This window comes from Marinithermofilum abyssi, from assembly GCF_014641195.1.
GTDB classification, from domain to species: Bacteria; Bacillota; Bacilli; order Thermoactinomycetales; family DSM-45169; genus Marinithermofilum; species Marinithermofilum abyssi.
Genome location: NZ_BMHQ01000009.1, coordinates 111,136 through 124,426 on the forward strand (window position 1 = coordinate 111,136; position 13,291 = coordinate 124,426).

The following is a 13,291-nucleotide window of genomic DNA, read 5'->3' on the forward strand; positions in this document are numbered from 1 at the left end:
TTTCACCTCCTTTTTCCATCACCACCATTTTCCCCGTGCATCCCCTCCTTTCCTTCGTAAAAAGACGAGCGGAGGTGCCCGCTCGTCTTTTGTGTCAATTACGTTGGATTGCGCTTCAGATCTTTCGGGGGTAACGGTACCCGATTATACTCCTTCGCTTTTTCATTGAGCGGCTGTTTTTTTTCCGGTGCCGGTACCCGTTCCGTTTTCGGTATGGTTACGGGTGGCTTTGGAATACTATGCGGCGTATATTCCGTATCCGCGGCAGCTGTCAATGCAATGGTCAATCGGCCGTTTTTGGCGGAAGCAACTACCAATATGGGGTTATTCAGCTGATTTTGAAACTGAAAATCCGGACCTCCCCAGGAAACAGTGGCATCCCTCCCGGCAGGAACGTAAGTCACTTGTTTGCTGTGACTGACGCGCTGTAAAATGCGCAATCCTGCCCGATCCACACTGTTAAACAGCGTCGATGAGGTTTGACAAATCCCGCCTCCGATTCCTTCCGTGTATTCGCCTTTTACAACAACCGGAGCAGGTTTGTATCCCCGGCTGATCGTCCGGGGGCCGACCACCCGGTTGAAAGAAAAAATTTCTCCTACATCCACAACATGGTGATCGATGGCCTGTACGGACAATTCGATATTGCGCGTTCGGTTGAAATTCCTTGTATGATAGAAAGTCGTATAGCTCGCCAATTGTTTCTCTTTTATTCTGTTCAGTTCTTGCGTCGTTAAGTGTGGACGCCAAATCTGCACCGGTGCTTCCATGGGATGGTTCACATATCCATGGATATGATCCAGCCAATGATCCAGCTCATCTCGGTCCAATCTGCGCCCGTTTTTGTGCGGATAAAGGACTCGGTTTTTAAAGGTTGCCGATTGCGGAGGGCGATTAATCGATTTCTCCACGGTTGATAACCAACGGTTAAAAGCTCCCCGATCGATTATTGTCGGGTCCACTCCATCGTATCCGATCTGATAAAGATCCAATCGCCACTCTTTTTCTTTATACTTCAGGATGAGATCTGCCGGCTCCCGTTGATCCCCTGCTGCCGATGACTGCTGAGGCTTGGTTCCTTCATGAGGCTTGATCCCTTTAGGAATTTGCTGAAATAAACTGCACCCGCTAACGAAGCACAGCACGAAGATGATCCCGAATCGTTTCATGCGTTCACTCCCTTCATCCGTAGTTTGTGATGAAAGGGGGTGGGGTTTGTAAGGTAAATCGCACCACTGACCGGCATCCGATCCAAAGAAAGCGTATCGAATTTTCACGGGATTTTCTATACACCATTTTGCGGATTCCAACCCATCTGACATCATACCATTGGCGTGTTTGTTCTCATTTGTCCATGGTAATTTTGTGAAGGAGCGATGGTGATTTGGTGGACATTGGGTGATTATTTTGTGAAATCCCTCACAAAGATTCTTATTTCCCCTGATATGGGGGTATGATATAAGAAATGAAAGCCATACTTGTATGGATCGGAGGGAGTATCATGGACCCGTTGATTCTCAGTCGGATTTTAACAGCGGAAACTTTGGGATTTCATATCATTTGGGCGACAATCGGTGTCGGTGTTCCCATCTTCATTTTCCTCGCGGAGGGTTGGGGAATATACAAAAAAGATCCCCATTATATCCTGATGGCACGCCGCTGGACACGCGGATTTGTGATCACCGTGGCAGTCGGTGTGGTGACGGGAACATCGATTGGACTGATGTTGAGCTTGCTGTGGCCCCGCTTCATGCAATTAGCCGGAAATGTGATCAGTTTGCCGTTGTTTTTGGAGACCTTCGCCTTTTTCTTTGAAGCCATTTTTCTGGGTATTTACCTGTATACCTGGGATCGATTTAAACCGATCATCCATTGGCTGACCTGCATTCCCATCATTGTCGGATCATCGTTATCCGCTGTGTTTATCACTACGGTCAATGCTTTTATGAATACTCCCGCCGGGTTCACCTTGAAAAACGGAAACACTTTGACGAATCTGCGCCCGCTGGAAGCGATGATGAACCCGGCCACACCGACAAAAGTGGCCCATGTTCTCTCCTCCGCTTATGTCACCGCGGCCTTTCTGCTGGGGGGCATTGCAGCCTATGCTATTATGCGCGGCCGCACGGAAGCATATTACAAAAAAGCGGTCAAACTGACGATGATCGGCGGACTGATTCTGTCTCTGGCAACGGCGATCGCCGGAGATTTATCCGGCAAGTTTTTGGCGGAATATCAACCGGAAAAACTGGCGGCAGCCGAATGGCACTTTGAAACGCAAAAGCGTGCTCCTCTAATTGTCGGAGGATATCTGGACGAAAACAATCAAGTCCGAGGTGCAATCAAGATTCCGTTAGCTTTAAGCATCCTAGCCAAAGGAGATCCCAACGCAGAGATCACAGGATTGAATGATGTGCCGAAAGAGCTGTGGCCCCCATTATATGTACACTATTTATTTGATGGAATGGTGGGCATCGGCTTCTATCTCATTTTTATCTCGGGTTTGTTCCTCGCCCTGTGGATTTGGAAACGCGGCAACCCTTGGCACCCGTGGGTAATGGCCGGAATCGTGCTGGCCGCTCCCCTCTCCTTTGTCGCGATTGAACTGGGTTGGATTTATGCGGAAGTAGGCCGTCAACCCTGGATGATTCGAGGCATTATGAAGGTAAGCGAAGGGGTTACCACCTCCGAACAGGTCGGGCTGCTGCTTACGCTCTTTACCATGTTGTATGTAGCTCTCGCTGTGATTGCCACCTCCGTTTTAATCCGGATGTTCCGTAAAAATCATCCGGAAAAAGAGCTGGAAGAACGGCGAATCATTCTCTGAGGAGGGGAGAGACATGCATCTTGAGATGATCGGCATCACTGTGTTGTGGACCTTTCTGTACGGATATCTGATCGTGGCTTCCATCGATTTTGGAGCCGGATTCTTTTCTTATTACAGCATGCTCACCAAACAGGAGCACATCATTAATAAAGTGATCGACAGGTACCTCTCCCCTGTATGGGAAGTAACCAATGTTTTTCTCGTCTTTTTTTTCGTGGGGATCGTCGGATTTTTTCCGGATACCGCCTATTATTATGGAACAGCCTTGCTGCTTCCCGGAGGCATCGCCTTATTGCTTCTTTCCATTCGCGGCTCTTTCTATGCCTTTGCTAATTACGGAGCGCGAAAAAGCAAAACTTATCTGTTTTTGTACGGAATGACCGGGCTTTTTATCCCCGCTTCCCTGTCCACTGTACTGACGATTTCCGAAGGGGGGTTCATTGAGAAGCGCGGGGAACATATCGTCTTCCTCCCCTGGGAATTGTTCACCAGTCCTTACTCCTGGGCGGTGGTCTTTTTGGCCATCGTGAGCATCTTGTTTATCAGTGCCAGTTTCCTGACCTATTACGCATATAAAGCAAAAGACCGACCGGCTATGGAGATCCTGCGGACGTATGCCCTGTCCTGGAGCGGTCCGACGATTGTGGCCAGTTTCCTGGTCTTCGTCTCCCTCGCCCGACACAACCCGCAACATTTTGCCCGGTTAATGGACTACGCCTGGATGTTCGGCTTGTCCCTTCTCTTTTTCCTTGGAGCTGTCTATTTGATTTGGCGCAAGCGTTCCTTGGGATGGGCCTTCGTCCTGGTGATGTTTCAGTTTGCAGCCGCTTTTTACGGATATGGAGTCTCCCATTTGCCCTATTTGTTGTATCCGTATGTAACCGTACACTCCGCACTCACCAACACCACCATGGGATGGGCATTGGTCGGGGCCTTCATCGCGGGATTGTTCCTGCTGGTTCCATCCCTGATCCTGTTGCTCCGGCTCTTCCTGTTCAGCGCCAAATATGTACAGGGAGGGAAGTAATCTCCTGGACATATAATAGTCCACTTCCCAGACCCGTCGCTCCGCTCCCGGGTCGAGGTACGGATCACTTTTTGCCTCGGCTCTTCAAATTCGGGTACATCATTCAAAGGCCGCCCTTTAAGAGAGATGTGCGCTTTTCTTTTCGGAAGCATGATACTTCGACTCTTTTGCCCGTTGCTCCCTTTCCTCCGAAACAGAAGTCTATACTGTCCGCTCCAAGAGATTCAACGAGACGCGGCACAATACGGAGTGCACTCAAAAAGTACAAGTCACGCCTGGGTCGCTAGCTCCCAGGTCGTGCTATGTGCCGCTTTTTTTGTCTCGTCTCCTCTCTTGTCGCTGTGTTCGTCGTCAAAAGTCGCTGCTCGGGCATAGAGTACTTCAGCTCATTTCGAGAAACTATGTCAGCAGTCTCACTCCTCTCATCGGAGGGGAGTTGTTTTACTGGGTACAAGCTTCCACAAAAGAGGTAAACAACTTCTGTGCAAGGGGATCGGTGGCGGTCATGTTTTCCGGATGCCACTGCACCCCGAGTACAAAGGCGTGTTGTTCGCTTTCCACCGCTTCCGCCACTCCGTCCCGACTGCGGGCGGAAATAACAAATCCCTTTGCTGGCTGGCGAATCGCTTGATGATGGAAGCTGTTCACCCGGAACCGATCCATTCCGGTCACCCGATGCAATAAGGAACCGGAGCTCACTTCTACTATATGGGAAGCATGGCTTCGCGGAGCTTGCTGTACATGTTGCAACAGATTTTTCCGCTGGCTGTACAGATCTTGATACATGTCTCCCCCGGCAGCGATATTCAATATCTGGCACCCGCGGCAGATCGCCAGAATCGGTTTATCCCGGTCCAACATCTCCCGTACCAGCTGAATTTCTGTCTGGTCGCGCTCGGGAGTCAACTCACCCAGCCCCGGTAGCGGCTCTTCATTGAACCAATAAGGTACGATATCCCCTCCGCCGCTCAAAAGCAAACCATCGACTCGATCCGCAATCTCCCGCATCTCTGTTTTGCTGTAGGGAAGCATAACTGCTAAACCACCTGCCCTGAACACGGAATCGCTGTTATCCCTATGCAGACGATAAAACCGTTCTTCCAACAGCGACACTGTGATACCGATCAGCGGACGTTTCACGATCACCCCCCCTTTCCTTTTCTCTATTCTCCATACCGCTCATTGTTGCACAACATAAAAAACACCGGGATCCCCGGTGCTTTATTGCAAATCATATTCAAAATGAATCAGTCGGCGCGGGCCGGCTCCCGGTTTTCAAACAGGAATTTGATAGAATACAATCCGGCCAGACCGATCAGCGCATAAATCACGCGGCTCAAACCGGAAGATTCCCGAACGGCATCCCCGCCGAATAAAGAGGAAACCAAATCCCATTGGAAAAGACCGATCAAAAGCCAATTGAGAGCTCCGATAATGACTAAAATCAAAGCTAATCGAGACAAGCCCATCAAGATAACCCTCCTTAAAAGAGATCGATACTAATATGCATAACAACGGAGCTTTTTATACAAAAAAAAGCAAGGAAGGATTTTCTTCCCCTTGCTGTTTCATAACATACCTATTCAGTTCAGCAGAGAATGCTCTTCAACCCCTTTCAGACGCCAAGATATGATAACCGAGGCGCGAGCCAGAGGAACTGCTTCATTGGCACCCAAAGGGCACACGTCACGCCTTAGTCGCCCCGTCCAAGATCGTGCTACGGCTCGCTTTTTGCCTCGGGTCCCACGCTTTGTCTTTAAAAGTCGCGATTTGGCAGAAGAGCATCTTGCTATCCATATCCATTTTAATAGAGGCGCAGTCCGCTTTATTAAGCCTGTTGCTCCTTCAACTGCTTTTGCTTGTATTCCTCCGCCAGTTTGTCGATCTCTTTTTTCAGCTCCTCCACCATGGTTTCCTCCGGCACTTTCCGGATGATTTCACCATGGCGGAACAACAATCCTTCCCCGCGTCCGCCAGCGATCCCGATATCTGCTTCTTTAGCTTCGCCCGGCCCATTCACCGCACAGCCCAATACGGAAACTTTGATCGGTGCCTGGATTTTGGAGATATATTCTTCCACCTCATTGGCGATTTTAATGAGGTCGATCTCGATCCGTCCGCAGGTGGGACAGGAAATCAATGTAGCTGCGTTGGCTGCCAGCCCGAAGGCTTTCAACAGTTCGCGGCAAACCTTTACTTCTTCAACCGGATCGGCGCTCAAGGAGATGCGAATAGTGGATCCGATCCCTTTGGACAGGATCGCCCCCAGACCAGCCGCGCTTTTTACCGTACCGGAGAAAAGGGTGCCGGATTCGGTGATGCCCAAATGCAACGGATAGGGAATTACTTCCGCAGCTTTGGTGTAAGCCTCGATCGCCAGCGGTACATCGGAAGCTTTCAAAGAGACCACGATATCGTGGAAATCCAACTCCTCCAAAATGCGGATATGGTACAGCGCGCTTTCCACCATCCCCTCCGCAGTGGGGTATCCGTATTTCTCCAAAATCCGCTTTTCCAGAGAGCCCGCATTCACCCCGATGCGAATCGGGATACCGCGCTCTTTACAAGCTTTCACGACAGCCTCCACTTTTTCCCGACGCCCGATGTTGCCGGGGTTGATGCGGATTTTATCGATTCCGCCTTCAATCGCTTTCAAGGCCAGCTTGTAATCAAAATGGATATCTGCTACCAACGGAACGTTTACCTGCTTTTTGATGTGAGGAATAGCTTCCGCTGCCCGCATATCGGGGCAGGCCACCCGTACGATTTGACAACCTGCTTCCTCTAAACGGTTGATTTCTGCTACTGTAGCTTCCACGTCATGCGTTTTGGTTGTGGTCATACTTTGGATGACCACTTGATTGTTGCCGCCGATTTGGATGTTGCCCACCTTTACCGGCCGCGTTTCAGTACGATGATACATGTATGATCGCCCCTTTAATGCATGGAGACTCAACCGAATGCACTTTGTATATTATATCATTTTCTGTCCACAACAAAAGGAGCCTTTCGATCAGAAGGCTCCTGGCTGCCGAAATTTTAAGGTGTGTTAACATATTCTTCACTGCACGTTGATGGTTCGTTCCACTGCATCACACACTTCTTCCGCAGTCATGCCTTCCGCGTTGACGACTGCAGCTTCTGTGACGGTATCCTGCATCCCCATCATGTTGTTGTCTCCTCCGGACACAACAAAGCAGGCACAGTTTCCTTGCTGCATACCATCCAGAGACACCACTTCATATCCGCGGTTTTGCAGCGCCTGACTCACCGCTTGCAACCCTTCTTCCACAGCTACGCGTTGTTTAGCCATGTGATCCACCTCCTGCCCGTTATTGTGGCAAGGAAAGAGATGGATTATTCCACAGAGCTTCTTCCCTTTTCTCAGGGTTTACCGTTGTTTATCTTGAACGTACGCAATCAATGCGACGGGTTCCCCCACCATTTGCTGAATCTCTTGTTCTGCTTTCGCAATTTTATCCATGACATCATTCCGGTCTTTTAGATTGACCAACCGGAACTGCTTATCTTGGTGACTCACCGGGTTCACTCCTTAAAGATCGGTTTTTTTGCCGTTTAGCATACATATGGAGACTGAAGGGAATCATCCCGAACCAGTGCTGTTTCCATCCCGGTCGAACCTGTTTTCGGGAAAGCCGGGCCTCTTTTCGCTCCGCTTTGGGCGTTTCCATATATTTTACCATTTCCTGTACCAAATATTTTAGAAAGTCCTGGGAAGACATTACTTCACCCCCTAATTCTAGCTTAACCAGGGGGTGTCTCTTTAAACCTGGGAAAACTCTTTTTGAATGGCCGAAATCACCTCGTCCGCCACTTCCTCCGGTGTCTTGCCCGTTGTATCGATGACCCAATCGGAATCCCTGTAGTAACCCCTCCGTTCCTCCAACAGTTGTTCTACCTTTTGGCGGGCATTTCCTTGCAGCAGCGGACGTGACTCATCTCCCTTCAACCGATGGAGAAGTTCATCCCGATCAGCGGTCAGACAGACCACCCAACCCAAACTGCGCATCATTCGGCGATTTTCTTGCCGCAAGACAATGCCGCCACCTGTGGTGACCACTCGTGGAGGGCCGGAAAGGACCTCCTTCAACACCCGGCTTTCCCAATCCCGGAAAACAGCCTCCCCTTTTTCCGCAAACAAGCTTGAAATAGACTGTTTCACCGATTTCTCCACTTCGGCATCGGTATCCACCAACGGACAATTCAGCTTTTCTGCCAACAACTTGCCTACGGTGGTTTTTCCCGTGCCCATAAAACCGGTTAAAATAAGGTGTTTCGACAATGGCATGATGGCTGCTCCTTTTTTGCCCTTCATTATACCATTGGATCCGGCCGGTTCAGCACTGACTATGTGCAACTGTCCCGTCCCTTTTTCCTACTATGAGGAATAGCGACGGGTAGAAGAGCGTTCTCTGCACTTTTCCACCTAAGATGAACTTTGTCAGAAGGCACCCTTTTTGCTAAACGGAATACATAAGGCTCTTTCGTTCTTTTCGCCTCACCGGCGGGCGGCCTACGGAAAGATACACCAACCCGGTTTCCTCTGCAATCCGTTGCATCTCCTCCAACGAAAACAGATTACGTCCATCCACCAAGACCAACGGATGGAGGCGAGAGTGCAACCGTCGCCACGACAGCTTCCGAAATTCTTCCCACTCCGTAACTAAGATGATCCCGTCGCAAGTTTCCAGCAGTACATGAGGGTCGGTAACCAGTTTCACTTCAGCTACGGGATAATCGCGTACCAGCGGATCATACGCCTGCAGGACGGCTCCGCGTTGCCGGGCCAATCGGCTGATCGCCAGAGACGGCGCTTCACGCAGGTCATCAGAGTCGGGTTTAAAAGTTAGACCCAGCAGTCCGATACGCTTTCCCTGCAACGATCCCAGCTCCTGTTCCAATTTATCCAACACCCGCTGAGGTTGGAGCCGGTTGATCTCCTGCAAAGCCTCCACCAACGGCATCGGGCAGTCGGCATCCCGCCCCATGGCCAATAGCGCTTCGGTATCCTTTGGAAAACAGGAACCGCCAAATCCCACTCCCGGCTGCAAATGAGATGGAGTAATCCTTCGATCGCTCCCCACTCCTTTTATTACCGCTTCAATATCTGCTCCCCAGCTTTCACTCAATTGTGCCATCATATTGGCATAGGAAATCTTCATGGCCAGAAATCCGTTTGCAGCATATTTGATGATTTCAGCGCTCCGGGGATCACAAGTGATGAAGGGGGCGTCGATGGCTCGGTAAAGTTCACGCATCCTACTAGCAGCAACAGATGAGCGGGTCCCGACCACAATGCGGTCGGGATGCAAAAAGTCCGTTACCGCCTTCCCCTGCCGCAAGAACTCGGGATTATGTACAATGTCCCAAGACTTACCGCCCGACAATAGGTACAACCCTTTTTCCACCGTATCCGTCGTGCCGATGGGAACCGTGCTTTTGATCACCACAACGGCCCCCTCTTTGGCATGCCAAGCGATCGGTTTGATCAAACTCCTTAATTGGGACAGATCCGGCCGGCCATTCTCCCCGGCGGGAGTGCCTACACAGATAAAAAGAATCTCTCCTTCGCTTACAGCCGCAGCGATATCTGTCGTGAAACGAATGGCTTCCTGATCTCTTGCCTGATCCAGCAGTTCATCCAGCTGCGGCTCCCAGATGGGCAGTTCTCCCGCATTTAACGCCATGATTTTTTCTGACGAGATATCCGCTCCAATTACCTGATGTCCGCAACGGGTCAAACACAGAGCGGTAGTCAACCCTACATACCCCAATCCGATCACGGTAATCTTCACAGCCTGTCACTCCTTTGCGGAAGCCGGTTGTTTGCCAGTATCTCCGCCATCATCAGCCGAACGTGCGGCTCCAAGGTAGGATCATTCAGGGCAAAGGAAAGGTTGGCCCGAAGAAAGCCCAGCGGATTGCCTACATCGTGGCGCGTTCCTTGAAAACCATAAGCCCACAGGGAGTGATTCCGGTTCAGCTCCCGCAGCGCATCTGTCAACTGAAACTCCCCTTGTAATCCTCGCGGGATGCGCTCCAAGTAACGGAAAATCCGGCTGTCCAAAATATAACGCCCCATCATGGCGATTCGCGAGGGTGCTTCTTCCCATCGCGGTTTTTCCACCACATCCAGAATGGGCAGAAGCTCTCCCGGTTGAATCGTCTCCCGCACCGAACGAACGACCCCGTAACGGGAAACCTCCTCGGGATTGACCGTCTGCACCCCGATGACCGGATCCCCCAGCTGTTCATATTGCTCAGCGAGCTGCAGGGTACAAGGCCAATCGTTGGGCTCATGTTCGACAATGTCGTCACCCAGCAACAAGGCGAATGGGTCATCCCCCACAAAACTGCGGGCCTGCAATACCGCATCCCCCAACCCCTCCGGCTCCCGCTGGCGAATATAATGAATATGCGCCAAACGGGAAATGGAACGAACCTTTTTCAGCTCTTCCTGTTTCTCTCTTCGTTCCAGGAGCATCTCCAGCTCAAAGGATTTGTCAAAATGATTCTCAATCGCTTGCTTGCCTCTTCCGGTAATGATCAAGATCTCTTGAATACCGGAAGTAACAGCTTCCTCAACGATAAACTGGATCGCCGGCTTGGCAATGATGGGCAACATCTCTTTCGGCAATGCCTTGGTTGCTGGGAGGAACCGTGTCCCCATCCCTGCGGCGGGAATCACCGCTTTTTTAACCCTCACGGCGCCACTCTCCTTTCGGCGAGATAAGAAGAAGGTACAGCCTTTGCACGGACAACCTGTTCATATTGTTCGAGCAGTCCGTCCAAAATCGCATCCCAAGATTGAGTCACTGCATATTCCCGGGCGCGAAAACTCATATCCTCCCATTGCTGCGGATGGGTCAGCAGCTTAACGACCGCTTCAACAAACGCCTCCGGTGAACCGGGTGTACATACCCAACCGGTTTCTCCGTGGCGGACAATTTCCTTAACTCCTCCTTCTCCCGCCACGATGGCAGGGGTTCCAGAGGCCAAAGCCTCCAGCACCACATTGCCAAAGGTTTCCGTCCGAGATGGAAAAACGAATCCATCCGCCGACGCATAGGCTTCGGCTAACTCTTCCCCTTTCAAATAACCGGTAAATGTGACGCGTGTGGTTTGCTTTTTCTTACATTCCGCAAGCATCGGACCATCACCGACAAACATCCAATGCGTCTGTTCACGCAATGGAGACGGCAGCCGGTCCATCACCCGAAACAGGAGGTCTACTTCTTTTTCAGGGGCGATCCTGCCAACATACAGCAACAGATATCGCTCGGTGATGCCATATTTCTCTTTGAAATGAGGGTTCTCTTTTCTCGGATTGAACAGCCGGGTATCTACGCCCCGTTTCCACAGAGCCACTTGGGAGAAGCCGTGTTGTTCCAGCGTTTGTTTGGCCTCCACCGATGGAACAAAAACACGCTGGCAGGGTTCATGAAACCGGCGAAGGTATTGCCAAATCCACGGAGACAAGAAAGAAAGGCGATAGTAGGCGAGATATTTGTCAAAGTGGGTATGATGAGAAGCTACCATCGGTATCCGGTGTTTTAACGCATAGCGCCTTCCACACCATCCCATGGTAAAGGGGGTGGCGATATGGATGAGATCCGGAGAAAACGAACGAAGGGATTGTTCAATCTCAGCATAACCGGGAACCGCGACACGACATTCGGGATAGAAAAACAACGGAAAGCTGCGAAGGCGAACGATGGATTCATCGAAGGACTCTTCCTGTTGCGGAAAGTCAGGAGCAAAGACGATACAGGCAATGCCCCGCTTCAACAAATGCTGCGTTAAGCGTCGCAGCGTCAGGGACACTCCGTTGATCTGCGGCGGAAAAGTATCGGTAAAGAGCGCCACACGCATGCCCTTTCCCCCTTTTTGCACATCCTTTTTCCTAAGAATAGAAGAACATTATCAACGGAGTGTTGACATTGTCTTAAAGGTTCATCATCCAAATTGAAAAATTTGTTAACCAACGGAGTAATCAAAAAACATGACTATTACATACAAGCCATCACAAAAGGAGGAGCGTCTCTGACTGCTCCCCCTTTAACACCGATCTGCCAATTTCGCTTCATATGATACATCATGATATCGAGACCGTAGTTGATTCCTTAACAGGAAGTCAATCGGCTGATCGCTTAAAAAGAATTTCCAGACGCAGGACATGAGCGACATCGGCCCGTGGAATATCCCGTCCTTCCCTATTGCAATGTAATCAGCCTCAATGTAACCCGTTGCCGGTTCATTCGTCAGCCGACCCGGACGAACCATCTTAGATCAGTACATTCATTCTTTCCCCCCTAGGCAAAATCCCCTACAACTTTTAGCTTGTAACCTAAAACCGGCTTCCCAAAACCAACACAGACTGTCTGGCCTTGTACTTGAGTCTGCATTCCTCAAAGGGGCCCCACTCCGTCTTCTTCTGTCTGCTGATCCATATATTTGTCTTCTGTTTATTACCTCTTCCACTGGCGGATGTTCATCGTATCCGGGTCCAGTATCACGTGTATGGTCTGCTGAACGCCTTTCCCTTTGGCCACTGAGCGCAAATGAATCCCTCGGTCCTCTTCTTCTATGACGGTGGTGATCACCTCTATCCCGTTGATGGCTGTTCGGATCGGCTTTCGCCGGTTCGGTTCTGCCTGCAAGTGCTGCTGCATTCGGGCAAACCCGCTTTCCGCTGCGTATTGTGCTTTGGCCATCTGCAATTCCGCCATGGAACTGTGCCGATGGTTGACCACTTGCGACAAAAGTACCGTCAACAAAACCATCATCAACATGGTGACAATCAGGGTCAGAGGCAGCGCCACGCCTTGTTGCGCACCGATCCGCCGCTTCATGGTGAAACCGCCCTTCCGCGGACAAACACTTTCATGTCCAGATCACTGTGCCAATTTTGCAGACCGATATCCAGCCAGACTCCCTCTTTCTCTGGTTGAAAAGAAACAATATAAATATCCTGAAGCATGACGGTTGTCCCCTTAAACCGGCTTTCCCCCGGAGCCCGCACGCTGCGAATCAGCCGTCGCGCCTTTTCCTTGTACCTCACCGTTTCACCGGTCGGTAGATCAAATAGCAACCATCCTTGTTTCGACAGACGAAAATTCGTGCCCTGACGCAAGTCATCCCGTACATCCGCGGTAAAAACATCGGCTTCCGCCTGCAGCCCTTGACGATCCATCATCGCCTTTCCCCGGGATTCCATCACCCACTGAAATGTGGTGAGAGCCGGAATCATCACAATCAATAGCGTGAGCGCCACTGTCAATTCGATATAGGTAAAGCCTCGCTCGCTCCTTCTCCAGACCGAGGTGGTCTGTACTGCAATCCTGTTAAGGAGATCCGTTGCGCTGTTCCATTTCGGCTTTTCCAACTGACCACCACCTGTGATTCAATCAAATCCT

15 protein-coding genes are annotated in these 13,291 nt (G+C 50.6%); 2 read left to right on the forward strand and 13 right to left on the reverse strand.

All coding sequences use genetic code 11. The annotated features are described in order from the left end of the window. Positions 1-98 precede the first annotated feature (98 nt). Positions 99-1,169, reverse strand: coding sequence for a VanW family protein (locus IEW70_RS13010; protein WP_188648353.1), 1,071 nt, complete (start codon positions 1,167-1,169; stop codon positions 99-101). 332 nt (positions 1,170-1,501) lie between these two features. Between IEW70_RS13010 and IEW70_RS13015 the strand changes: the two genes are divergently transcribed. Next, positions 1,502-2,827: a cytochrome ubiquinol oxidase subunit I gene (locus tag IEW70_RS13015; RefSeq protein ID WP_188648354.1), complete on the forward strand. Its 1,326-nt coding sequence runs from the start codon at positions 1,502-1,504 to the stop codon at positions 2,825-2,827. A gap of 13 nt (positions 2,828-2,840) precedes the next feature. Then, complete coding sequence (locus IEW70_RS13020; RefSeq protein ID WP_188648355.1) at positions 2,841-3,854, forward strand: cytochrome d ubiquinol oxidase subunit II; 1,014 nt, start codon at positions 2,841-2,843, stop codon at positions 3,852-3,854. A 441-nt stretch (positions 3,855-4,295) separates the two neighbouring features. Here IEW70_RS13020 and IEW70_RS13025 read toward each other — a convergent pair whose 3' ends face one another. The 12 genes from IEW70_RS13025 to IEW70_RS13080 all read right to left on the reverse strand — a co-directional run bounded on the left by IEW70_RS13025 (position 4,296) and on the right by IEW70_RS13080 (position 13,260). Next, positions 4,296-4,994: a gamma-glutamyl-gamma-aminobutyrate hydrolase family protein gene (locus IEW70_RS13025; protein ID WP_188648356.1), complete on the reverse strand. Its 699-nt coding sequence runs from the start codon at positions 4,992-4,994 to the stop codon at positions 4,296-4,298. 107 nt (positions 4,995-5,101) lie between these two features. Continuing rightward, entirely contained in the window at positions 5,102-5,317 is a 216-nt protein-coding gene (locus IEW70_RS13030) for a DUF378 domain-containing protein (protein ID WP_229751987.1), read from the reverse strand. Between the two features lie 365 nt (positions 5,318-5,682). After that, positions 5,683-6,777 (reverse strand): flavodoxin-dependent (E)-4-hydroxy-3-methylbut-2-enyl-diphosphate synthase, encoded by a 1,095-nt coding sequence (ispG, locus tag IEW70_RS13035; protein ID WP_188648358.1) that lies wholly within the window; start codon positions 6,775-6,777, stop codon positions 5,683-5,685. 138 nt (positions 6,778-6,915) lie between these two features. Continuing rightward, on the reverse strand, positions 6,916-7,167 hold the full coding sequence (locus tag IEW70_RS13040) for a YkuS family protein (protein WP_188648359.1): 252 nt from the start codon (positions 7,165-7,167) through the stop codon (positions 6,916-6,918). A 78-nt stretch (positions 7,168-7,245) separates the two neighbouring features. Further along, complete coding sequence (locus IEW70_RS13045; protein WP_188648360.1) at positions 7,246-7,395, reverse strand: hypothetical protein; 150 nt, start codon at positions 7,393-7,395, stop codon at positions 7,246-7,248. Beyond that, positions 7,379-7,597 (reverse strand): YqzE family protein, encoded by a 219-nt coding sequence (locus IEW70_RS13050; RefSeq protein WP_188648361.1) that lies wholly within the window; start codon positions 7,595-7,597, stop codon positions 7,379-7,381. The genes IEW70_RS13045 and IEW70_RS13050 overlap by 17 nt, the downstream gene beginning before the upstream one ends. A gap of 41 nt (positions 7,598-7,638) precedes the next feature. Then, entirely contained in the window at positions 7,639-8,163 is a 525-nt protein-coding gene (locus IEW70_RS13055; RefSeq protein WP_188648362.1) for a shikimate kinase, read from the reverse strand. 172 nt (positions 8,164-8,335) lie between these two features. Beyond that, positions 8,336-9,670 (reverse strand): UDP-glucose dehydrogenase family protein, encoded by a 1,335-nt coding sequence (locus tag IEW70_RS13060; protein ID WP_188648363.1) that lies wholly within the window; start codon positions 9,668-9,670, stop codon positions 8,336-8,338. Next, on the reverse strand, positions 9,667-10,581 hold the full coding sequence (gene galU, locus IEW70_RS13065) for a UTP--glucose-1-phosphate uridylyltransferase GalU (RefSeq protein WP_229751978.1): 915 nt from the start codon (positions 10,579-10,581) through the stop codon (positions 9,667-9,669). Before galU ends, IEW70_RS13060 begins: the two co-directional genes overlap by 4 nt. Next, a complete protein-coding gene (locus IEW70_RS13070) occupies positions 10,578-11,747 on the reverse strand; it encodes a glycosyltransferase family 4 protein (RefSeq protein WP_188648364.1) in 1,170 nt (389 codons plus the stop codon). Before IEW70_RS13070 ends, galU begins: the two co-directional genes overlap by 4 nt. A gap of 596 nt (positions 11,748-12,343) precedes the next feature. Further along, a complete protein-coding gene (locus IEW70_RS13075) occupies positions 12,344-12,727 on the reverse strand; it encodes a hypothetical protein (protein ID WP_188648365.1) in 384 nt (127 codons plus the stop codon). Then, a complete protein-coding gene (locus IEW70_RS13080) occupies positions 12,724-13,260 on the reverse strand; it encodes a type II secretion system protein (RefSeq protein ID WP_188648366.1) in 537 nt (178 codons plus the stop codon). The genes IEW70_RS13075 and IEW70_RS13080 overlap by 4 nt, the downstream gene beginning before the upstream one ends. Positions 13,261-13,291: the final 31 nt, after the last annotated feature.

Bases quoted from the DNA above. Each gene is read 5' to 3' on its own strand.
- IEW70_RS13020 (WP_188648355.1), top strand. From the start codon at position 2,841: ATGCATCTTGAGATGATCGGCATCACTGTGTTGTGGACCTTTCTGTAC.
- IEW70_RS13055 (WP_188648362.1), bottom strand. From the start codon at position 8,163: ATGCCATTGTCGAAACACCTTATTTTAACCGGTTTTATGGGCACGGGA.
- IEW70_RS13040 (WP_188648359.1), bottom strand. From the start codon at position 7,167: ATGGCTAAACAACGCGTAGCTGTGGAAGAAGGGTTGCAAGCGGTGAGT.
- ispG (WP_188648358.1), bottom strand. From the start codon at position 6,777: ATGTATCATCGTACTGAAACGCGGCCGGTAAAGGTGGGCAACATCCAA.
- IEW70_RS13015 (WP_188648354.1), top strand. From the start codon at position 1,502: ATGGACCCGTTGATTCTCAGTCGGATTTTAACAGCGGAAACTTTGGGA.
- IEW70_RS13075 (WP_188648365.1), bottom strand. From the start codon at position 12,727: ATGAAGCGGCGGATCGGTGCGCAACAAGGCGTGGCGCTGCCTCTGACC.
- IEW70_RS13010 (WP_188648353.1), bottom strand. From the start codon at position 1,169: ATGAAACGATTCGGGATCATCTTCGTGCTGTGCTTCGTTAGCGGGTGC.
- IEW70_RS13050 (WP_188648361.1), bottom strand. From the start codon at position 7,597: ATGTCTTCCCAGGACTTTCTAAAATATTTGGTACAGGAAATGGTAAAA.
- IEW70_RS13070 (WP_188648364.1), bottom strand. From the start codon at position 11,747: ATGCGTGTGGCGCTCTTTACCGATACTTTTCCGCCGCAGATCAACGGA.